Source organism: Avrilella dinanensis (genome assembly GCF_002807015.1).
In the GTDB taxonomy this organism is placed as follows: Bacteria; Bacteroidota; Bacteroidia; order Flavobacteriales; family Flavobacteriaceae; genus Flavobacterium; species Flavobacterium dinanensis.
In genome coordinates this window covers 271,661-293,142 of sequence record NZ_NIPO01000001.1, presented here as the reverse complement: position 1 = coordinate 293,142, position 21,482 = coordinate 271,661, and the positions used below count along the sequence as shown (strand labels likewise).

At 36.1% G+C, this 21,482-nt stretch carries 20 protein-coding genes; 7 read left to right on the top strand and 13 right to left on the bottom strand.

Annotated features, from left to right (window positions below):
• Positions 1-63: 63 nt before the first annotated feature.
• The 10 genes from CDL10_RS01430 to CDL10_RS01385 form a co-directional block, all read right to left on the bottom strand.
• Positions 64-684, bottom strand: coding sequence for an OmpH family outer membrane protein (locus CDL10_RS01430; RefSeq protein WP_100676877.1), 621 nt, complete (start codon positions 682-684; stop codon positions 64-66).
• 324 nt (positions 685-1,008) lie between these two features.
• Entirely contained in the window at positions 1,009-1,845 is an 837-nt protein-coding gene (locus CDL10_RS01425) for a class I SAM-dependent methyltransferase (protein ID WP_100676876.1), read from the bottom strand.
• 144 nt (positions 1,846-1,989) lie between these two features.
• Positions 1,990-3,861, bottom strand: a complete 1,872-nt coding sequence (gene mnmG, locus CDL10_RS01420) for a tRNA uridine-5-carboxymethylaminomethyl(34) synthesis enzyme MnmG (RefSeq protein WP_100676875.1) — start codon at positions 3,859-3,861, stop codon at positions 1,990-1,992.
• 83 nt (positions 3,862-3,944) lie between these two features.
• On the bottom strand, positions 3,945-4,367 hold the full coding sequence (gene ybeY / locus CDL10_RS01415; protein ID WP_100676874.1) for an rRNA maturation RNase YbeY: 423 nt from the start codon (positions 4,365-4,367) through the stop codon (positions 3,945-3,947).
• Positions 4,368-4,423: 56 nt separating this feature from the next.
• On the bottom strand, positions 4,424-5,572 hold the full coding sequence (gene lysA / locus CDL10_RS01410) for a diaminopimelate decarboxylase (RefSeq protein ID WP_100676873.1): 1,149 nt from the start codon (positions 5,570-5,572) through the stop codon (positions 4,424-4,426).
• A gap of 14 nt (positions 5,573-5,586) precedes the next feature.
• The gene (locus CDL10_RS01405; protein WP_100676872.1) at positions 5,587-6,906 is read right to left on the bottom strand and encodes an aspartate kinase; all 1,320 of its coding nucleotides are present in this window, start codon (positions 6,904-6,906) and stop codon (positions 5,587-5,589) included.
• A 902-nt stretch (positions 6,907-7,808) separates the two neighbouring features.
• Positions 7,809-8,837, bottom strand: coding sequence for a glycosyltransferase family 9 protein (locus CDL10_RS01400; RefSeq protein ID WP_100676871.1), 1,029 nt, complete (start codon positions 8,835-8,837; stop codon positions 7,809-7,811).
• Positions 8,834-9,133, bottom strand: a complete 300-nt coding sequence (locus CDL10_RS01395; RefSeq protein WP_100676870.1) for a hypothetical protein — start codon at positions 9,131-9,133, stop codon at positions 8,834-8,836. The genes CDL10_RS01400 and CDL10_RS01395 overlap by 4 nt, the downstream gene beginning before the upstream one ends.
• A 19-nt stretch (positions 9,134-9,152) precedes the next feature.
• Positions 9,153-9,758 carry a DUF4254 domain-containing protein gene (locus tag CDL10_RS01390; RefSeq protein WP_100676869.1) on the bottom strand — a complete coding sequence of 202 codons (606 nt, stop codon included), beginning with the start codon at positions 9,756-9,758 and terminating at the stop codon, positions 9,153-9,155.
• 32 nt (positions 9,759-9,790) lie between these two features.
• Positions 9,791-10,744 carry a DUF6427 family protein gene (locus tag CDL10_RS01385; protein WP_100676868.1) on the bottom strand — a complete coding sequence of 318 codons (954 nt, stop codon included), beginning with the start codon at positions 10,742-10,744 and terminating at the stop codon, positions 9,791-9,793.
• A 107-nt stretch (positions 10,745-10,851) separates the two neighbouring features.
• On the opposite strand from CDL10_RS01385, the gene CDL10_RS01380 reads away from it, so the two are divergent.
• Positions 10,852-11,085, top strand: a complete 234-nt coding sequence (locus CDL10_RS01380; protein ID WP_100676867.1) for a DUF6341 family protein — start codon at positions 10,852-10,854, stop codon at positions 11,083-11,085.
• 83 nt (positions 11,086-11,168) lie between these two features.
• Here CDL10_RS01380 and purD read toward each other — a convergent pair whose 3' ends face one another.
• Positions 11,169-12,440, bottom strand: coding sequence for a phosphoribosylamine--glycine ligase (gene purD / locus CDL10_RS01375; RefSeq protein WP_100676866.1), 1,272 nt, complete (start codon positions 12,438-12,440; stop codon positions 11,169-11,171).
• Positions 12,441-12,576: 136 nt separating this feature from the next.
• Between purD and CDL10_RS01370 the strand changes: the two genes are divergently transcribed.
• The 5 genes from CDL10_RS01370 to CDL10_RS01350 all read left to right on the top strand — a co-directional run bounded on the left by CDL10_RS01370 (position 12,577) and on the right by CDL10_RS01350 (position 17,527).
• The gene (locus CDL10_RS01370) at positions 12,577-14,343 is read left to right on the top strand and encodes a T9SS type A sorting domain-containing protein (RefSeq protein WP_100676865.1); all 1,767 of its coding nucleotides are present in this window, start codon (positions 12,577-12,579) and stop codon (positions 14,341-14,343) included.
• A 1-nt stretch (position 14,344) separates the two neighbouring features.
• Positions 14,345-14,725: a DoxX family protein gene (locus CDL10_RS01365; protein ID WP_100676864.1), complete on the top strand. Its 381-nt coding sequence runs from the start codon at positions 14,345-14,347 to the stop codon at positions 14,723-14,725.
• A gap of 61 nt (positions 14,726-14,786) precedes the next feature.
• Positions 14,787-15,041, top strand: coding sequence for a type II toxin-antitoxin system Phd/YefM family antitoxin (locus CDL10_RS01360; protein ID WP_100676863.1), 255 nt, complete (start codon positions 14,787-14,789; stop codon positions 15,039-15,041).
• A 1-nt stretch (position 15,042) separates the two neighbouring features.
• The gene (locus CDL10_RS01355; RefSeq protein ID WP_100676862.1) at positions 15,043-15,300 is read left to right on the top strand and encodes a Txe/YoeB family addiction module toxin; all 258 of its coding nucleotides are present in this window, start codon (positions 15,043-15,045) and stop codon (positions 15,298-15,300) included.
• Between the two features lie 100 nt (positions 15,301-15,400).
• Complete coding sequence (locus CDL10_RS01350; protein ID WP_100676861.1) at positions 15,401-17,527, top strand: Tex family protein; 2,127 nt, start codon at positions 15,401-15,403, stop codon at positions 17,525-17,527.
• A gap of 3 nt (positions 17,528-17,530) precedes the next feature.
• Here CDL10_RS01350 and CDL10_RS01345 read toward each other — a convergent pair whose 3' ends face one another.
• Complete coding sequence (locus tag CDL10_RS01345; protein ID WP_100676860.1) at positions 17,531-17,872, bottom strand: helix-turn-helix transcriptional regulator; 342 nt, start codon at positions 17,870-17,872, stop codon at positions 17,531-17,533.
• Between the two features lie 167 nt (positions 17,873-18,039).
• On the opposite strand from CDL10_RS01345, the gene CDL10_RS01340 reads away from it, so the two are divergent.
• A complete protein-coding gene (locus tag CDL10_RS01340; RefSeq protein ID WP_100676859.1) occupies positions 18,040-19,905 on the top strand; it encodes a hypothetical protein in 1,866 nt (621 codons plus the stop codon).
• 618 nt (positions 19,906-20,523) lie between these two features.
• On the opposite strand, the gene CDL10_RS01330 is transcribed toward CDL10_RS01340, so the two are convergent.
• Positions 20,524-21,435: a DUF3078 domain-containing protein gene (locus tag CDL10_RS01330; RefSeq protein ID WP_100676857.1), complete on the bottom strand. Its 912-nt coding sequence runs from the start codon at positions 21,433-21,435 to the stop codon at positions 20,524-20,526.
• Between the last annotated feature and the right edge of the window lie 47 nt (positions 21,436-21,482).

Below are 21,482 nucleotides of genomic sequence, written 5' to 3'. Positions count from 1 at the left end.
TAAAAAAACCTGTAAGATTCCAGGAAACTTACAGGTCAGAAATAGGTTTTCAAAAAAGGTTTTTTACTTTTTGGTTTCCTCTGTCTTTTCTTCAGATTTTGCTTCTTCAGCCGGTACTTCAGCCTTTTTACCATAAGCCTCGTTCATCAATTTGATGATTTCGTCGGTAATATCATATTCGTCTTTGGCAAACAATACTGTAGCCGCATCGCCTGTCCCGTAGATATAATCATAGCCTTTTTCAGCTCCGTAAGTTTTGATAAAATCTTTCATTTTAGTCACCAAACTATCGCGTTCAACAGCTCCTTCTTCTTGAAATTTCTTCATGTAGTTTTGCTCCTTTTGCAACAAAGTTTGCTGGCGACGGGTCAATTCAGCTTCTCTTTGTTGAGCCCACTGCATTCCTTTTGACTGGGCGTTTCTCTGCAAATCTTCCACATCACGCTGAAATTTTTTCATATCGCTTTCCAATTCGTTTTGCATACGCTCGGACATCGCCTGATATTTGGTTTCAAAATCTTTCGACTCTTCATACTCTTTCATCAAACGCTCGGTATCAATATAAGCGGTTTTTGCGTCAGCTTTTTTTTCTTGCTGAGGATTTTCTGAATTCGTATTGTTATTGTCACATGATACAAATGCCACACCCAAAGCGGCAACGATAAAAAATTGTCTTAATTTCATTCCTTTTTAATTTTGGTGTAAAAGTAATATTTTTTTTAAAACTTCTGAGTTTAACTTTAATTAGTGTTTGTTTAATGTTTCAGGTTAATTTTGTTTCAAGTTGGAATTTCATGTTTATAATTATTCCGTTTTTCAGTACTCAAGCTAACTTTTGAATTTTCCCATATAGACTTTAAACTATCACTTATAACATATATTTATACTTAATCTGTTTTTGATAAGAAATATTGATTAAAATCTGTTTTCATAAATTCGATTTAAGGCTTTAAAATAAATTTCGCTACCAAGAATACTTTTTTATGTCAGAAAAACGCTTAAATCTTTTTAATTTGATTTTTGCAGTAAATAAATGTGCGAAGAATACTGTTTTGTACGTTTTGCTTTCCAATTTGACAAAAAACCGATGCGAAAAGCATTCAAGATATTTTTATGACCGGTTTTGTATTCTTCCGACAGCAGTGACACATAATAACTGTCAAAATACATCGGATTCGTATGTATTAAATTGAACCCATAAGGCTGACTTAATTTTTGAATGCTCGTTTGACTAAAATGCCAAAGATGTCTGGGCACGTCCCAAGCTGCCCAATACTCTTTATAATAAGTTGCATCGTAAGATTTGAAATTCGGGACAGCAATCACAAGCAAACCGTCATCGTTCAATTTTTCTTTGAAGAAGGAAAAATAACAATCTAAATCGGGAACGTGTTCCAAAACATGCCAAAGTGTAATGACATCAAATTTTTCATTTTCCACTTGAGTTAAATCATCAACCACATTCAGATTTTTTTGCGTAGCTCTTTTTCGTGCCTCCAGATTCGGCTCTACTCCTACTCCATGACATCGGTTTTTTTCGATACCATATTTTAAAAAATCACCCGTTCCGCAACCGATATCCAAAACCGATAATTCTGATTTATGATGAAATTTTCGAATCAGATTCCACTTGGTTTTAATCGTATGTCGTTTTACTTTTTGATAGATTTTTTCAAACCAATTCCGTTTGCCGTCGGTATGTGAAATGTAATTTTCAGATTTATAATACGACCCAAGATGTTCCCAGTCAGAAAAACAAGTTTGATACAATTCATTTTCCGCATCAAATTTCAATTCGAAATCTTTGCGGGAAACGCTGTAATCTTTAATGATTTTGTTTCTCATATTTAGTATAGTTTCACGTGGAACATTTTTTAATTATCGGATTTCAGCTCACAGATTTAATCTATCCGTATTTTCTACAAGGTATTCGAAATCTTACAAATTAAACAACTTTAAACCTTAAACTAATAAACTTTAAACTAAAAATTATCTCCCCATATGAATCAGCAGAATCGAAATATCCGATGGAGAAACACCGCTGATTCTCGATGCCTGAGAAATAGTTGCCGGTCTGATTTTTTTAAATTTTTCTCTGGATTCATACGATAAGGATTTCACTTTGTCGTAATCAAAATTATCTGGAATTTTTACATCTTCCAAACGATTTAGTTTTTCCGCATTATTGATTTCTTTTTCAATATATCCGGAATATTTAAGTTGAATATATACCTGCTCGATTATCTCATCGTCGAGTTGATTTCCGTCCAAATATTGTTTAACATCTTTGAATTGTAATATATCATTTAAGTCTAATTGCGGGCGAGAAAAAACCTTAAACATTTTGTCTGCCTGTTTCATCGGCAGTGAATTTTTTTCTTCTAAAACAAGATTAGCTTCTTCTGGTTTAACCGATGTTTCTTTGAAAAAAGAAAGCATTTTTTCAGTTTCTTTTTTCTTCTCTTCCATTCTTCTCAGGCGATTTTCGGACGCCAATCCCATACGATGAGATTTTTCTGTTAACCTAAAGTCGGCATTATCCTGACGCAAAAGCGTTCTATATTCTGCCCGAGAAGTAAACATTCTATAAGGCTCTTCGGTTCCTTTGGTAATCAAATCGTCAATCAAAACACCGATATAAGCTTCGTTTCTGCGAAGGATAAGCGGTTGTTTTTCCTGCACTTTCAAAGCCGCATTAATCCCGGCCATTAACCCTTGTGCAGCTGCTTCTTCATAACCTGTTGTTCCGTTGATCTGCCCGGCAAAAAACAAGTTATCAATCAACTTTGTTTCCAACGTATGTTTCAATTGTGTAGGCGGAAAATAGTCATACTCTATAGCATAACCTGGACGGAAAAATTTAGCTTTTTCAAATCCGGCAATCTGTCGGATAGCTTTTGCCTGGACATCTTCTGGTAGCGAAGTTGAAAATCCGTTTACATACACTTCAACGGTATCCCAGCCTTCAGGCTCAACAAAAATCTGGTGACGTTGTTTGTCTGCAAAACGGTTAATTTTATCTTCGATTGACGGACAATATCTCGGTCCGACACTTTTGATTCTTCCTGTAAACATCGGTGAGCGGTCAAAGCCTTCACGTAACAAATCGTGAACCTCCGGTGAAGTATAAGTCATGAAACAAGAACGCTGTTTTTGTAACGGTTTTGTTTCGTCAGAATAAGAAAACTTTGCCGGATTTTCATCTCCGGGTTGTTCTTCCATTTTGGAATAATCCAAACTTCTTCCATCGATTCTCGGTGGTGTTCCGGTTTTCATTCTTCCTGCATCGAACCCTAAACGAACCAAATCTTCGGTAATACCAAAAGCCGCTTTTTCTCCTGCTCGCCCTCCACCAAATTGTTTTTCTCCGATATGAATTAATCCATTTAGAAAAGTGCCGTTGGTTAGAATTACGGTTTTAGAAAACACTTCTAATCCAAGTTGTGTTTTTACTCCGACAATTTGATTTCCTTCGATAATCAATCCAGAAACCATGTCTTGGTAAAAATCCAAATTAGGCGTTTGTTCCAACATCAACCGCCAAGTTTCAGCAAAACGCATTCTATCTGATTGTGCTCTTGGCGACCACATCGCTGGCCCTTTTGACATATTCAACATTCGGAATTGAATAGCAGTTTTGTCGGTTACAATTCCTGAATATCCTCCCATTGCATCAATTTCTCGAACGATTTGTCCTTTTGCTATTCCACCCATTGCCGGATTACAACTCATCTGTGCAATGTTCTGCAGGCTCATTGTAATCAGCAAGGTTTTCATGCCCATATTGGCCGCTGACGCTGCCGCTTCTGAACCAGCATGTCCTCCTCCTACCACCACCACATCATATCTATCTTGAAACATTTTTCCTAATTTTTAAAATAATAAAATCAATATATTGTTCCACGTGGAACATCGAAACTTAAATATAAAAACTTATATTGAAACTATAAATGTTCCACGTGGAACATTTTTATTTTCTCATCTTCTTTTTCTCTCATCAGTTTTTCATCAACATCAGATTTATCTTTGTAGCCACAATAATGTAAAACACCATGCGACATTACCCGAAGCAATTCCTGATGAAAATTTATACCTAATTCATCTGCATTTTCCCGCACTCTTTCAACAGAAATGAAAATATCGCCGGAAATAGTGTTACCATCGGTATAATCAAAGCTTATAATATCAGTTAATGTATTGTGATTCAAATAATTAATATTGATATTATACAGATAATCATCGTCGCAGAAGATATAATTAATCTCTCCAACTATTTTTCCTTCAGATTCAACCACAGAACGAATCCAATTGGCATAATTGGTTTCCGTTTTAAGGGCAAAATCAGTTTCATAATGAAATAAAATCATTGTTATTGGTTTTCGTTGCAAAAGTACAACCTTTCTGATAAATACGAATCTACATATTATTCAATAAAATAAATACTCAGTGGTTTTCTCAAATTATATTGTGAAGACATTACCTCGCCGTAAGCACCTGCAGTACGAACAGCAATGATATTACCTCTGCTCAGTTTTTGTAAAAAAATATCTTTGCCAAAACAATCGCTGCTTTCACAAATAGGACCAACAATATCATATTTATGTGTTTCGCCGGAACTATTATTTAAATTTTGTATAGTATGAGAAGCCTGATACAAAGCCGGGCGGATTAACTCTGTCATACCTGCATCAAGAATGGCGAAATTCTTACTGAGCCCGTTTTTAATATAAAGCACCCTCGATAAAAGACTTCCGCACTGAGCAACCAAAGATCTTCCTAATTCAAAATGTATTTTTTGATTAGATAATGGCTCCAAAAAACGATGGAAAATACCAAAGAATTCCTCAAAATTTTTTCCGGGAACACTGTCGGGTTGATTGTAATCAACACCTAATCCACCACCTAAATTCAATATTTCAGGTATAAATCCTCTTTCAGAAAACCAACGATTCCATTCATTAACTTTCAAACATAGATTTTTAAAAACGGTTAAATCAGTAATTTGAGAACCAACATGAAAATGAAGTCCGACAAATTTTAAATGTTCATTAGTTCTAATAATTTCTAAAGCAGTGCTGATTTCGTGTGAGAAAATACCAAACTTATTTTCTTGTAATCCCGTGGTAATGTAATGATGTGTTTGAGCATCGACATCAGGATTAATCCGCAAAGCAATTCTGGCGTTTTTATTCAATATTTTTGCCCATTCTCCTATTACTTGTAGTTCATGAACCGATTCAACGTTAAAAGCTAAAATATGGCTATTTAAAGCTAAAACTATTTCCTCGTCTGTTTTACCTACACCCGCAAAAAAAATTTCATCATTTGAAAATCCTGAAGAAATTGCCAGCTCTATTTCACGACCGCTTACACAATCTGCACCAAATCCAAAGGATTGAACAGTATCTAAGATACGATTATTATTATTTGCTTTAATAGCATAATGTATATGATAGCCATATCTATCAGCAGCCGATTTGGCTTTTATCAAAATTTCTCTCAAATTGGGCAAATCATAAATATATGCCGGTGTTTCAATATTGTTTTGTAAGACAAAGTTATTTAAATGCATAGTATTGAATAAAATTAAAACAGTCGATTATGTAAGGCTCTTAGTGCTTCTACTTTTTGATTATCAGGTATCAGCAAAGAAATATTGTAATTGCTGCCACCATACGAAATCATACGAATGGGCAAATGTTTAAGTGCATCTAAAACAATACAAACATGACCATGAGTATCTGAACGAAAATCTCCAACTACACAAACAATCGTTTGATTTACATTGATTGAGATATCTCCGTAATGACTAAGTTCTTTCGTTATTTCATCTAAATTGTTATTATTATCAATAGTTAATGAAACAGCTACTTCGGAAGTAGTAATCATATCAATCGGCGTTTTGTATCGTTCGAAAACTTCAAAAATTTTGCGTAAAAATCCGTAGGTCATTAACATTCTGGAAGATTTAATCCGGATAGCCGTAATACCGTCCTTCGCCGCTACAGCCACAATTACTTTTTCAGGAATTTCAGAATTGGTTATCAATGTGCCGTTAGCACCGGGATTTAAAGTATTGAGTAATCTGACCGGTATATTATTTTTTTGAGCCGGATATATGCTTTGAGGATGCAAAATTTTAGCTCCAAAATACGCTAACTCCGCCGCCTGATTAAAACTTAAAAAACGAATTGGTTTCGTTTCATTAACAAACCTTGGATCATTATTATGTAAACCATCTATGTCTGTCCAAATCTGAATTTCATCTGCGTTAACAGCAGCACCAATCAGAGAGGCTGAATAATCACTTCCTCCCCTTCTTAAATTATCTTCTTGTCCGAAAGCATTCCGGCAAATGTAGCCCTGCGTGATAAACAAAACCTCTTCTGCGTGAGCATTCAATAATGTATTTAGATTTGTTTTTATATAATCATATTCGGGTTCGCCGTCTTCATTAATTCTCATGAAATCAAACGCCGATAGTAAGACCGACTTCACTCCTATTTCTTGCAAATAAAGCTGAAATAAAAAAGTAGAAATCAATTCGCCCTGAGCCAAAATCACTTTTTCTTCTGCCGAAGTAAATAAGTCATTAGCAAAGCCCTTAAGTAAATCAAAGTGTTTTTTTACGACCTCTTGAGCAGATTGTTTTAGATTTTGTGCAGTAAAAAGTTGTTCGATAAAAGCATTATAAAACTGATGTAGCGAGTTAATTTGCCGTATGGCTTCTTCCTTTTCCTCGTTTTTAAAACTTTCTGCAATAGAAATCAGGCTATTTGTTGTGCCTGAAACTGCCGATAATACTATCATTTTTCTACCTGCCGATTGTGAGCTGATAATTTCATAAAGTTTTTTAATACGATTAGGATCTCCTACCGATGTTCCTCCAAATTTTAATACTTTCATATAAGTTATTTTAATTAAATATTAGCAAAAAAAAAGGCTTGTCGTGATTGACAAGCCTTTTTGTATATTGATTAAGTACAAAGAGATATTGCTCACGACCTATGGCGTAAGTAAGATTTCTTTTGCTTTTTTATGTTATAAATTTCTATCATCTGATATTAAAAATCGGGCAAATATAAGAATATAAATTTTTATGTTATAAAATTTATCTGTTTTTTTAAAACTTCTTCCGATGGGTAATTTTAATCATTGCTCAAGAAAACAATTTTTGGTAATCGTCTTTACCAATACTGATAAAGAGTCAATTCTGATTAGCCTATTTTTATTGGTCTCAAAATTAGCCACGAATTGCAGAAGATTATTGCAGAACAAAAAATCTATGTAATCTGTGGCAAAATCATAAAAGTAGAATTTTCATTCAAGAAAGATATCAACATCTATTTATTTAAATAAGAAAATTAATTTTTAAAAAATAAAATATTCTTCTACTATTATGCTTGTTGATTTGTGGTATATCTTTTTTTAAAAACAGTTTGTTTTTTCACTTTTTAATATTTATCAACCTTTAAGAATTTTCTAACAGGCTGAAAATTAAACAAAACTTTATACTTATTCACAATGTTGATGAATGCTTAAACTGTTTTTTGTCAATGAATACAAGTGTGAATAACTGTTAATAACCGGTTGAAATATCTTAATAATTACCTAACATATTTTTACAGATTTCACTTGCAGATTTCACTTCAATTCTTGTATTGAAAATTATTCTCAAATAAGCAAAATTACTTTTTCTGATTTGTTTTTATTTATCAACAATTTAATCAAATTGTTAAGTGATTGTAAACCAACACATGTCAAAATCTTATCAACAATTGTGTGTAAAACTCTTTATATAACAATGATTACAGCAGTTTAACTATCTTTTCGACGATAGTTTCGGGAGTAATAGTTCGCATAACGTATTCATAACCTGCTACTTGCTTTTTTCCGTAAACCGAAGTAGGTATCATCGGGTATTTTTCTCTGTCAGAAGTAATACAATTTGCTTGAGGTTGGTTAAATGGTGCAAAGCCGGTGTAAGGGTGCGTTTGCCCCCAAAGCGTAACAACCGGAACTCCATACATCGCTGCAATATGAGCATTTCCGGAATCCATAGAAAGCATAATATCCAAATGACGGATTAATAGCAGTTCATCGTTGAAAGACAATTTACCCGCAACTACAACAACGTTTTCTATATTTTGTTGTAGTTTCTTGAGTTTTTTCAGCTCTTCTCCTCCCCCACCGAAAAGGAAAATTTTATAAGTAGTATTCTGGCTGAGTTCCCGAATTACTTTAGCCATTAAATCCTGTGGATACACTTTGGTTTGATATTGGGCAAACGGAGCAATTCCAACCCATTTTTTATTTTCTTTTTTTCCGGTTATTGAGAAAATAGCAGCATTTAGTTCTTTTCGGAAACTTTCCGGTTGATTATTTAATTCGATGGGATAACCTAATTTTGCTAACGTATCGGCATGGCGTTCAAAAACTGTTTTAATAGGTTCAAAAATTTTATTTTCACTTCGTGTCAAAGCCTTTCGGGCTTCTCTGCCCTTGTCGGTATAAGCCGTTTTGATTCCGGATAAGCGGAAAAACGTACGAAGAATCTTTGAGCGTAAAACATTATGAAAATCAGCTACGGCATCGATATTCAGTTTTTTTAAATCCTGATATAACCGATAAATTCCGCCAAAACCCTTGTAAGTATTTTTTACATCGGCAGCAAAAAATTCAACACGAGGAATATCCTCAAAAAAAGGTTGAAAAAAAGGTCTGGAAACGACCGTGACTTTTACATCTGGATATTGATTAATCAACGCCCGGACAACCGGAACTGTCATCGCTACATCGCCCATAGCGGAAAGCCTGATAATTAGCAAATTTTTCATTGCTGTAAATAATTGAGTAGTGATACCGAAAAGGCGATGAATCTGTCGTAAGCCAGACCTAAAGTCAGTAACGGAATAATAATCAGAACCAGAATAAAATAGTAATACATTCTTGATTCAGATTGATTCGTTAATGAAACGAAACCATATATCAGCAAATAATACAGACTCAACATTCCCAACGGAATGAGCATTACACGGGCATACGGATTAAAAAATGACCATATCAATACGCCTACAATCAAAATAAGAATTGTAAACAGTAGTACGGCAAGTAATTTTTTGCTTTTTTGCATCAGCTAAATGTTTAACCTGCTACTTTTTCTGATTATACAACACCGGATTCAGCTCTTCATCGTTGTACATTTTCATTTGTTTATACACTTTCATGTATTTTTCTCCGGTTTCGATATCGTTCAGCAAATCATCAATAGACGTAGTCAAATCTTGCCGTTGTTCCAGCAAAATGTTTAGTTTTTTCTCACATGCCAGTTTGTGTTCTGGCGATGCGTCAATGCGTTCCACTTCTTCGTTCATGTGATATATTTTCAATGCGAGAATCGACAAACGGTCAATTGCCCAAGCCGGACTTTCGGTATTAATTTTCGCATGAGGTTTCACAGAAACACCTTTGTATTTATCTAAAAAATAACTGTCTATGTATTCCACCACATCAGTTCGATGTTGATTGGAAGCATCAATTTTTCTTTTCAGTTCCAGGGCAGAAACCGGATCGATATTCGGGTCTCTGATGATATCTTCATAATGCCATTGCACGGTATCAATCCAGTTTTTTAGGTATAAAAGATGCTCGATTTTATCTTTTTCAAACGGGTTATTAATCGGTTGGTTAACATCATCATACTGATGATAATCTTTGATGCTTTGCTCGAATATTTCGTAAGCTGATTTAGAAAACATAAAAAGTATTTTTTACAAATATATTTAAAATTTTACCTCCCTTGAAGAATTAAAGGAATTTGAAGTATAAAAATCACTAAACTGATGATTAAAATACCTACCAGCACAGTTTCTTTTATCCATATTTTAGGCAATCGTTCGACATAATTTGCTCCTAATACCGCCAACGGAAAAAAGCAAAATACCAACAAACCATTGTTTTTGTCGTCGCTCAACACATAAATTCCTGCTCCAATCAAAAAACACAGTAAAATCTTGTAATAATTATGATGTTCGCTCAACGGAATATTTCTGATAGTCATGATTTTAGCAAAAAAGAACAAGCAGGCTACCGAACTGAATACCGCCAAAGCAATATTCTGATAAGTATTTTCAAAATAAGAAAAATTAAAATCGGTCGTAAAATGTTCTTCCCAGAAACCGAAAAAAGAAAATCCGGCAAACAAGCTGTAGGTATAAAATATTGTAGATATCGCCGTCGCCGAAACTACCGGAATCAACCAGTTTTTGTAATCATTAGAACGATACCAGACAATACAGAAAAAGAGCAAAACCAGATACAAAATGCACCACGGTTCAAAAATAACAGCGATAAAAATCCATAACGAAGCATCAAAAATTTTCAGTTTCAGCTGAACCAGCGAACTCATCGAAAATACCCGGCGGATTGCCAGTAACGCAAAAAAATTACCCAAAATCGCTGAAGAATTATTAAAAAATGTCTGAAAAAGTATCAAAAAACAGGTATAGAAAAACAAAGCGTACATGTTTTGCTCTGATAATTTGTTTTTGTAGATGATAAATTGCACCAACAGCACAGATACCACCACCAACAGAGACAATGATACCATCTTTAGCCAACCTAAAAGCGTATGAGTAAAATCAGGTTCTACGCTCAAATCTATGGCATATACCACAAACAACAGCAAAGCTATAGCTACATAGCTGATAGGTTTGTTTTTTTCAAACAGTGCGTTTAATACCAAAAGTCAAATTAATTAGTTAACAAACAATTTTTTCAGTAAAATTATTTACTTTTGTAGCAAAGTTATATTTTTACTGTAAATAAAGAAGTATTTAAAACAACAATATTATGTGGAGATCATTTTTTGAAGCTATCGGAGATTTTTTTGCACATGTTCTAATGGCACCGATGAATTGGTTGGCTGATTTAGAATTGCTGAGTTGGTGGGGAGCTAACACAATTAACTGGATTTTTGTTATCATTTGTGCTATAGCATTTAGTTATTGGCTGAAACAATTGCGTATTTTCGCCAAAAATAATGAAGATGAACAAGACACAACTGCACATTCATTTTTGAAATAGCTTGTCAAAACCAGATTAAAAAACATATCCTGAAATTTTTCAGGATATGTTTTTGTTTTTAAGTTTCAGGACTAAAGATTTTTCTATAAATCAAAACCTAAATCGGTACGGTAATACTGTTTCTCAAACCGGATTTTTTCGATGGAATTATAAGATTTTTTCAAAGCCTCTTTGAAATCATTTCCATACGAAGTCACAGCGAGTACGCGTCCGCCACTGGTCACGACATTTCCGTCTTTGAGGGTTGTTCCGGCATGGAAAACAATAGAGTCACTTACCGAATCAATTCCGCTAATCACTTTGCCTTTTTCATAATCTTCCGGATATCCGCCAGAAACCATCATCACGGTTGTAGCTGTTCTTTCATCTGTTTCCAGCGTTTTTTTACTTAATTTTCCGTCAGCAATCGCCTCAAAAATTTCAACCAAATCAGATTTCAACCTTGGCAAAACTACCTCGGTTTCCGGGTCGCCCATACGCACGTTATATTCGATAACATAAGGCTCCTCTCCTACTTTCATCAGCCCGATAAACACAAAACCTTTGTAGGGTAAATTGTCCTTAGCAAAACCATCTATTGTAGGTTTCACAACTTTTTCTTCTACTTTATCCAAAAACTCTTGGGTGGCGAAAGGCACAGGAGAAATTGCTCCCATTCCGCCCGTATTCAAGCCTGTATCGCCCTCTCCTATTCGTTTGTAATCTTTGGCTGTTGGAAGGATTTTATACGATTTTCCGTCAGTCAGTACAAAGCAACTTAGCTCGATACCAGACAAAAATTCTTCAATAACCACTTTGTCTGACGCCTGCCCGAATTTGGCATTTAGCAGCATATTTCTCAGTTCGGTTTGGGCTTCTTCCAAATTGTCGATAATCAATACGCCTTTTCCGGCAGCCAAACCATCAGCTTTCAATACGTAAGGAGGTTGTAGTGATGTCAGAAACTCGCAGCCTTGCTCAGCGGTTTCAGCAGTAAAACTATCATATTTTGCGGTCGGAACACCATGTCGAATCATAAATTCTTTGGCAAATTCTTTGCTGCCTTCCAATTTTGCAGCAGCTTTGGAAGGTCCGATAACCGAGATGTTTTTAAGCACTTCATCTTGTTGGAAATAATCATAAATTCCCAAAACCAATGGGTCTTCCGGACCTACGACCACCATTTGGATATCGTTGCTCAAAACGGCTTTTTTGATGGCTTCAAAATCATTAACCGATATAGGCAGATTCTCTGCGATTTGTGCAGTTCCGGCATTGCCCGGAGCGACGAACAATTTGTCGCATTTAGCACTTTGTTTGATTTTCCATGCAAAGGTGTGCTCTCTTCCACCCGAGCCTAATACTAAAATATTCATAACGCTGGTTCAAAAATTTGATTACAAAAATACGTTTTTAAGTGGAAATATTTCAATTTCTGTTTACAAATGAAAGAACGTAAGATTTTTATAAATGATAAAATTTGTATAAATTTGGGAAATAACCTACGACGGCATGAAACACCTCTATATATTTTTAATCAGCTTGTTTCCCCTAACGGCTTTTGCCCAAACCACCGATTTTGAGTTTTATCGCAGCTGGGGTTCTTTGTTGTTGCAAGAAGATCCTGTGCATTATGGTTATTATGATTTGAACCCAGTTACAGAAGAAATATATGTAGCCCAAACAGAGGGAAATAAATCCAATATATATAAGGTTAACACCTCAGGTACGGCGGTGGATTGGATTAGTATGCCCGGAGAAGAAACAAATGTTTACCAAATCAAAATCAGTAATCAGGGTAATATGTATTTGACGGGGACGACTACTGAAACGGATAATTTTGCTACAGAAGGGGCTTATTTGGAAACACCGCCTACTTCAGAGGAAACACACTTTTTTTTGATGAAGATGACTGCCGATGGGGAAGAGGTTTGGGTAACTTATTTAGAAGACAATGTTGGATTAGGGTTTGTTAATAGATTTGATATTGACCAAGACGAAAATATTTATTTTGTAAGTAGCAGAAATAACATAGAACTGCCTTCTCCTTGTATTGAATGTACGCCTAATCCTCTAAGGTATGATAGTGCGTTCTATTACGCCACCCCTATTATCAGAAAATTTACTGCCGATGGCGAACATGCGTGGAGTACCTATTATGGTGTAGATCATAGTGATATATGGGGAATATATTGTGGAGAACAAGGACTTTATGTGTATGGGCAAGTAAATAGAGGTAATATAGAAGATGGAACCATTTCTCAACACAACTATTTTGGTACAGCAGGAGCTTATAGAGAAACGCCTAACTTTATAGAAGATAAGGAGCATTTATATCTCTCCAAGTTTTCCCATGAAGGGGAAAGACTATGGAGCACCTATTATTTTCCTATTCAGGGATCAGGAGGAAGCTCAGGGTCAATAACGCTTTCAGAGTATGATAATCGATTGTATGTAGCCAGTCATTTGGGCTTGGCTAATGTATCGGAACTACCTGAGGTAGATTTAGCTACCGAAGGGGCTTTTTTAACTACGCCTACACCATCTGAGGGTAATACCGGGCTAAGGCTACTCAGCGAATTTGACCAGGTAGGGCAACGAGTTTGGACTACTTATACCTATGAATCTTTATCAGACATACACGCTACCGAGCAGGGTATTTTTGCTTCGGGCAGCACAAGTAAAGAGGTTAATATAGCTACCGAAAATGCCTGGCAAAGTACCTTGGGAATGAATGGTATGCAAGAAACTGCTGATGCTACCTTTTCGGTGTATGCTTTGGACGGTACCGACAGGTATTACAGTAGTTATTATGGCTATGATGCAAATGAATTGGGTCGCCATATTTTTCCATTGTCAGATGGTGGGTTTTATCTGTTAGGGCAAATTTTATATAATGAAACAGCTTCGACCAATATGACCACATCAGGAGCATTCAAAGAGACTTTTGACACTTCAGAACAGATTGCAACGGGTTATCGTGGTATGTATGTTTCCCGGTTTGCTACTGAACCAGTTTCGGTTTCTGCTCCGAAATCTATTAAATGGAGTGTTTACCCTAATCCGGCAAATAATTACTTGAATATTTCTTTGGAAAATCTTCAGACAGATAAAATTGAATATATGATTTACGACACTTCGGGTAGGATACTGCAAAATAGTATTTTAAGCACTGAAAATGAACAAATTGATGTGTCTGGTCTATCCGCAGGAGTTTATATTTTGGAATTGTCATTAAACGGGCAAAAAGCAAAGAAACAGTTTATAAAACAAAAATAGAATGACAAAAAATTTTACCGATTTAGCCTTAGCGATTTTACGCATAGGCTTTTCCGGAATGATGCTCACGCACGGCATTCCGAAGTTAAATATGTTGGCAGACCCATCGGCTTTTCCTGACCCGCTTGGCGTTAGCCCGACTATTTCATTGATTCTGACACTGATAGCTGAGGTGTTGGCTCCGATATTCGTTATCATCGGATTCAAAACCAAATTAGCCGCAATTCCGGTGGCAATCACCATGTTTGTAGCAGCATTTATCATTCATGGTAGCGATCCATGGGCAAAAAAAGAAATGGCATTGTTGTATCTGATTGCATTTGTGGTAATTTTCCTGGCAGGACCAGGACGATATGCTATTGATGGCAGAAAAGGAAGATAGGAATTAAATTTGTTTATTATAAAAAATGTACGTATTTTTGTACAAATTATAATACAATATCATGTTAATTGCAAGTGTTTCTGACTTCAGAAAAGACATAAAAACATATTTAGACCGCGTTGCCAAAAATTTTGAAACGCTAATCATAAACCGTGGAAAAGGCTCTGGAATTGTTGTAATGTCACTAGAAGAGTATAATTCTTTAATGGCAACAAATCATGAGCTTTCTTCTCGGGCAAATGAAAAACGTCTTGATGCCGCCATAGAAAAATTGAATACCCCAAAATCATTCGAGAAAAAATTAATCGAAGAATAAGATGAAGTACATTTTTGTGGACGAATCTTGGGAGGATTATTTGTACTGGCAAAAAACGGATAAAAAGAAACTGAAAAGAATCAACGACTTGTTGAAAGATATTTCGAGAAACCCGTTTGACGGAATTGGAAAACCCGAACCGTTGAAACACAAATATTCGGGCTTTTGGTCACGCCGAATCGATGAAGAACATAGGCTGATTTACAAATATGAAGAAGGTCAGATTTTGATTGCCAAATGTAGATTTCATTATGATTAATAATTGTATTAGTGTAAAAAGGAATTGATATACGGAACATTTCATATTTCTCAACAATAATTTTCGGATTATCATTAACTTCGTCCGATAATTCAGCGATATGGACGTGACACAATATATCCAGAAGCAACTTCAGCTTCCGGAAAAAAGCATAAATAATACCTTACAACTTCTTAATGAGGACTGTACAATTCCGTTTATTGCCCGATACCGGAAAGATTTTACCGGGAATCTGGACGAAGTGGCGATCGAAAAGATTGCCCGGGCAAATGAACTGTATCTGCAAATTCAAAAAAGAAAAGAAAGCATTTTATCGTCAATAGATGAACAAAACGCCCTGACCGACGATTTAAAAAGTAAAATAGAACAGTCCTACGATTTGACGGAGATTGAGGATTTGTATCTGCCGTATAAGAAAAAACGAAAAACACGAGCTGATAAGGCCAGGGAAAATGGCTTGGAGCCGTTGGCAAAAATTATTATGGCTCAAAATACTGCTGATATTAACCAGTCTGCAGAAAGATTTGTCAATGAAAATATCTTCTCAACAGAAGATGCTTTGCAGGGAGCAAGGGATATCATCGCGGAATGGATAAACGAAAATGCTTATTTTCGTCAGGTACTTCGAAAAAAATTTCGTCAAGAGGCGGTTTTTACAGCCAAAGTAATTGCTACAAAAAAAGAAGAATCCGATGCCCAAAAGTACGCCCAATACTTTGATTGGCAGGAACCTTTGAGAAAAATGCCTGCTCATCGCTTGTTGGCAGCTTTGCGAGCTCATCAGGAAGGGTTTGTCCGCATTACTACCCAGATTGAGACCGACGATGCCATTGATTGGTTGTGTGAAAAACAAATCAAGCAATATCACACCGAAACAGCAGAACAAATCCGACAAGCAACGTCAGATGCATACAAACGCCTGCTTGCACCAAGTCTGGAAAACGAGGTGCTGGCAGAAGCAAAAGAAAGAGCCGACCGACAATCGATAGAAGTATTTTCGACCAATCTGAGTCAATTATTGTTGGCAGCTCCGTTGGGTGAAAAGCGCGTATTGGCGATTGACCCTGGATTCAAAACCGGTTGTAAAGTGGTGTGTCTGGACGAAAACGGACAACTGCTCTACAACGAAACGATTTTCCCGCATCCGCCACAACGAGAATCCTCGCAGGCGATGAAAAAAATACGCTCGATGGTTAATGCTTACAAAACAGAAGCCATTGCTATCGGAAATGGAACAGCATCACGAGAAACGGAGTCTTTCGTTAAAAAAATAGCTTTTGACCGTGATGTACAGGTATTTATTGTTAATGAAGCCGGAGCTTCGGTTTATTCTGCCTCCAAGATTGCCCGTGAAGAATTTCCGAATTATGATGTTACGGTTCGCGGAGCGGTTTCTATCGGACGGCGATTGCAAGACCCATTGGCAGAATTGGTAAAAATAGACCCGAAGTCGATAGGAGTGGGGCAGTACCAACACGATGTGGACCAGAAAATGCTGCAACAGGCTTTGGATAATGTGGTCGTGCATGCGGTTAATTCGGTGGGTGTTAACCTAAACACAGCAAGTAAATCACTACTGAGTTATGTTTCCGGAATAGGAGAGAAGTTGGCAGAGAATATCGTGGAATACCGCAAAGAAAACGGTACTTTCGATAGTCGAAAAACGTTGAAAGATGTGCCGCGACTGGGCGAAAAAGCATTTCAGCAAGCAGCAGCATTTGTACGTGTTCGCGGTGGCGTACAACCCTTGGATAATTCTGCCGTACACCCGGAAGCCTATTCGGTAGTGGAAAAAATGGCAAAATCGTTAAAAATTTCTGTTGATGAATTTATCGGTAACAAAACGCATATTGAATCTATTCGATTATCTGATTTTGTTAGCGAAACGATGGGCGAGTTGTATTTGCAAGATGTTTTACAAGAATTGCAAAAACCGGGCTTAGATCCAAGAAAATCAGCCAAAATTTTAGAATTTGACCCGAATATCAAAACGATTCATGATGTCACAGAAGGACAAACGCTGCCTGGTATCGTGAATAATATCACACATTTTGGCTGTTTTGTGGACATCGGCATTAAAGAAAGTGGTTTGGTGCATATCTCGCAACTCAAAGCCGGTTTTGTAAGCGATGTACACGAAGTGGTCAAATTGCATCAACACGTTCAGGTAAAGGTGCTGAGCGTGGACAAAGCAACTAAACGCATACAGTTGAGTATGGTTTTGTAGAGATTATTTCTTTTTGAGCTCTTCGAGCTCTCTTTCCAGCTTTTCGATGTACTTTCTTTGTGTTTCCAATAAATGCTCAGGAACGGTGTAAACGTTGTTTGTGCCGTTGTTTATACCAACTGATTGGTCTTTACATATAATAAAATATCCTTCATCTGGTTGATAGATGTCCTCTACCGATGTTTCGAGAATTTGAGCTATTTTTTCCCATTCTTCATACGAAATTTTGGCATTGCCTTTTTCTCGACGGTTATAATTAGACACATCTATACACAGATGGTTTGCCATAGTCTGCTGAGAAAATCCTTTCTGCTTGCGGACTGCAATTAGTTTTTCTTTTTCCATAGCGGTGGAAGTTTTATTGCGAAAATACGCAAAAAAATCGCAAGAGAATAATTTGTGTGTTAAAAAATTAACGTCTTACTTGCAAGCGTTTTTCTTTTGTAATCAGATAATAGGCAAAAGATTAATGTAAAAAGAAAAAAATTACTAATTTTAAAAACAGAAAAAGAATGGTAAAAATTAAAAAGGTTGTTATGAAGCTATTGGGCTTATGTTTGCTATTGCTGGCGGTAGTCAGTTGCCAGCAAGACGATTTGCGTGATTATGAACCGGGTACAAAAGAGCATGAAAATATATCTTCGGGTACGGTACAAACAAAAATTTATAATCAACAACAGGTAAACGAAAAATTTTCCACAGGCTTTTTTCAAGAAAGCCAAGGCGGAGACAAATCAGTTTTCAGTACATCGAATTACAGGATTATTGATGATTATATCGAGTCGGTCGAAGAAAGAGATTTACACACTTTGACCTATTTGGTGGAATACAATGATGACCCGGAACTTTTTGTGAATCTCGTTTTATATTCTTATGATTACAAAGAATATACACCGATGATTTTCAGGTATGATATCAAAAAGTCGGATTACAAAACCGGAATGAAAATGCCGAGTGATAAGATAAAAGCAATTCCGGTTAAGCAAGGACAAGACTATGGAGAGGTGTTGACCAATGTGAAAAGTTATGTTCCTGGTTTTACTACCGATGATTGTATTGAGGTAGAATACATTGCGCAGGGAAGTGATTGTGCATCGGGAGAGCATTCTTACGGGGAAGATTGTGCTTATTTAGGACAACCAGGAAAAGAAGCTACCTTTGTTTCTTATATGTTAGTTATAGATTTCTCTGATTGCTTTGACGGTGGAGGCGGCTCTGGCGGAGGTGGTGGAGGCGGTTCCACAGGTGGTAGTCCGGGAGGTAATCCGGGCGGAGGCGGAGGTCTGCCAGGTGGTGGAGTTGGTTCCGACCCAAAACCTACGAGACCTATATATCCGATAAAAACTACCCCGATAAAGTATATCCCGACTGGTCAAATGAATGTAAGCCTGTTTTTGTTTAACTTGCAATACGGAGGAAATGCCGATTTGTACCAATGGTGGCAAGATAATGCTGAAACAGAAGAATGGCAGGAAGTATATGATTATCTGTATGATGGAGGAAACAAGACGGTTGCTAAAAATTATATTGAACTATTGATAGAATTGGAAGAAGATCCAACGTTCTTAATAGATATTGATTGTAATGAATTAAATGATTGGAGTAGTCTTGTTATGCATCAAATACCGTCAAGTAGTTATACAAAAATTGCAGCAATGATAGCTAATAATCAGTTGAGTAATCTTAACGGAACGTATGCTATACAATATATAACAGGAGCGAAAGGGCCTGTAGTTAATTTAGATTATTTTTCTATAACCATAAATTCGTTACCTGCGAAACCAAACTCTATGTTTTTATATACGCCACAAGAATATTTAGAATATATTAGGTTGAATCTGAATGATTTTATTGATACTCAATATTCTCATTTTAGCCCATCTACTATTACAGGCATTGATGAATCTCAGATATGGAATTCAACAAATCCTTTAAATGCGGTGCTCCATATTAATATCCCTACGGCAGGAGATGGTTCTGTAATGTGTACGAAATATGCTAATAATACCTGGATTTTTACGACATTAGAAGTGCCGTGGGCTGCACCTCAAGGTTATGATGGAGTACACCCTGTATCAGGACACAGAGAGTTTGGCTTAAAACAAAATCCTAACGGCACCTATACTTTCTATACAAGGGGCACAGATAGAATTACCACTTTCTTAGATGATCTTTTTGGCTCGTCAGGAATTATGGGTGACCCTTTTCAAAATCCTGATGCTTTGTGGAACAGCTTGTTAGATGGGGTGGAAAATCATGTAAACAACAATGCGGGGCAGGCAGGTACGAAAAACATAACTATAAGTAGACCAGAATGGAATGATGTGAAAGATGTTTTATTAGGCAATAAACCAAAATCAACGTTAGGTTGTAAATAAAGTCATGAACTATATCATAAGATTCATAGGATATATACAGATATTTATTACTATAATAATTTTTTATTATTACATAGTTTCAGGATTTGTTATACCTAATTTTTGGGGACTTGCGTTGGCAGTAAAAATAACTATTGCACAATTTTTTATTACAATAGCAATTAACTTAGTGAATTATTTTTCATTTAAAAAAATTAGCTGGTTTTATATTATCCCTTTTATTCTTTCACTGATTCCTTTAATAATATTTTGGATATTTAAAGTTGATAATCTACGTAAATTTTTATTGAATTAACGAATGATGATAAAAAAGATTTTTATTTGTATACAAATTATATTTATTATTTGTATCTATATACAGTATATTCAGGATCAGGTAGTAAATGATTCTGAATATACATTTGAGAATGTTATATGGATTGTAATTGCTTTTTTCATATTTACATTAGCCGGATTTATGACTAAATACGATATTGATAAAAAATTAGAATGGAAAATGTTTATACCGTTTGGTATAGGATTAATTCCCATAATTCTTTTGCTATTGTGAAATTAAACAGGCTCTAAGATAAAAAAACCGCTCATTACGAGCGGTTTTTCATTATGTTATTCTTCGAATTAAAATGCCATATTAAACCCAACACCCAAAGTGTGGCGAGTTTGGAAACCTTTATAAGCATTATCGTCGTAAATCGCCTGGAAAGTAAGGTTGGTCGAAATATACTTGTTTACTTTCAACACAGCGTTCAGCTGATAGTCGATATCAACATTTTGTGGGTCTTCCAGATAGTTAGAATACAAGTTCAGGATATTCTCTACCGAGAAGTTTTCCATCACATCAAATTTGTAATAGGCATTGATTGCCATACCAAATTCATACCGCATCGTTTTTCCTTGCTCTACGCCAAATGATTCCCCGAATTCGGTAAAATGGTCGTGTACAAAGATAAATCTGGAAGTTGCCGGAGCGATATTCACTTTCAGGTTATCGTTCTTTTTCCACAACATACCCGGGCCTACTTGCAAATAAGCCGGCGAGAAAAAGTGAGAAATTCTTTCTTCCGGGTTATCAGGGTCCATTCCGGTGTCAAACTGTGTTTTGAAGTTCAGGAATAAAGAGTAGTACCAGTTCTCGGTAGCTTTTTTACCCAAAATAGAGTTGATTTCCAGACGGTCGTCAGTTTTTTGCTGGCTTTCCCCTTTGATTCTGTTGATACCATACGATGCCATAAGCTTGTTATCCCATGTCCAGTCGTCTTTTTTGTAGTTGATATCATAGTTAAATCCGAAATTTAAAGAAAGGTTGTTGGAACCACCGGCCTGCCATTGTGAAAAGCTCGATTGGCTTCCTAATAACGAAACATTTCCTTGTTTCAACCAGCCGTTGGGTCTTTCCTCAGCTTTTTGAGCTTCTTCGGTGGATTTGTAAATAGTTTCAGCGGTTTTTTGTGTCTCATTTTTCTCAGGTTCCTGAGCAAATGCCATTCCGGACACCAAAAGGGCACTGCATAAAACAAATACTTTTTTCATTGGTTCAAATTTTTGGCAAAGGTAAAAATTATATTAGCATTATCAAG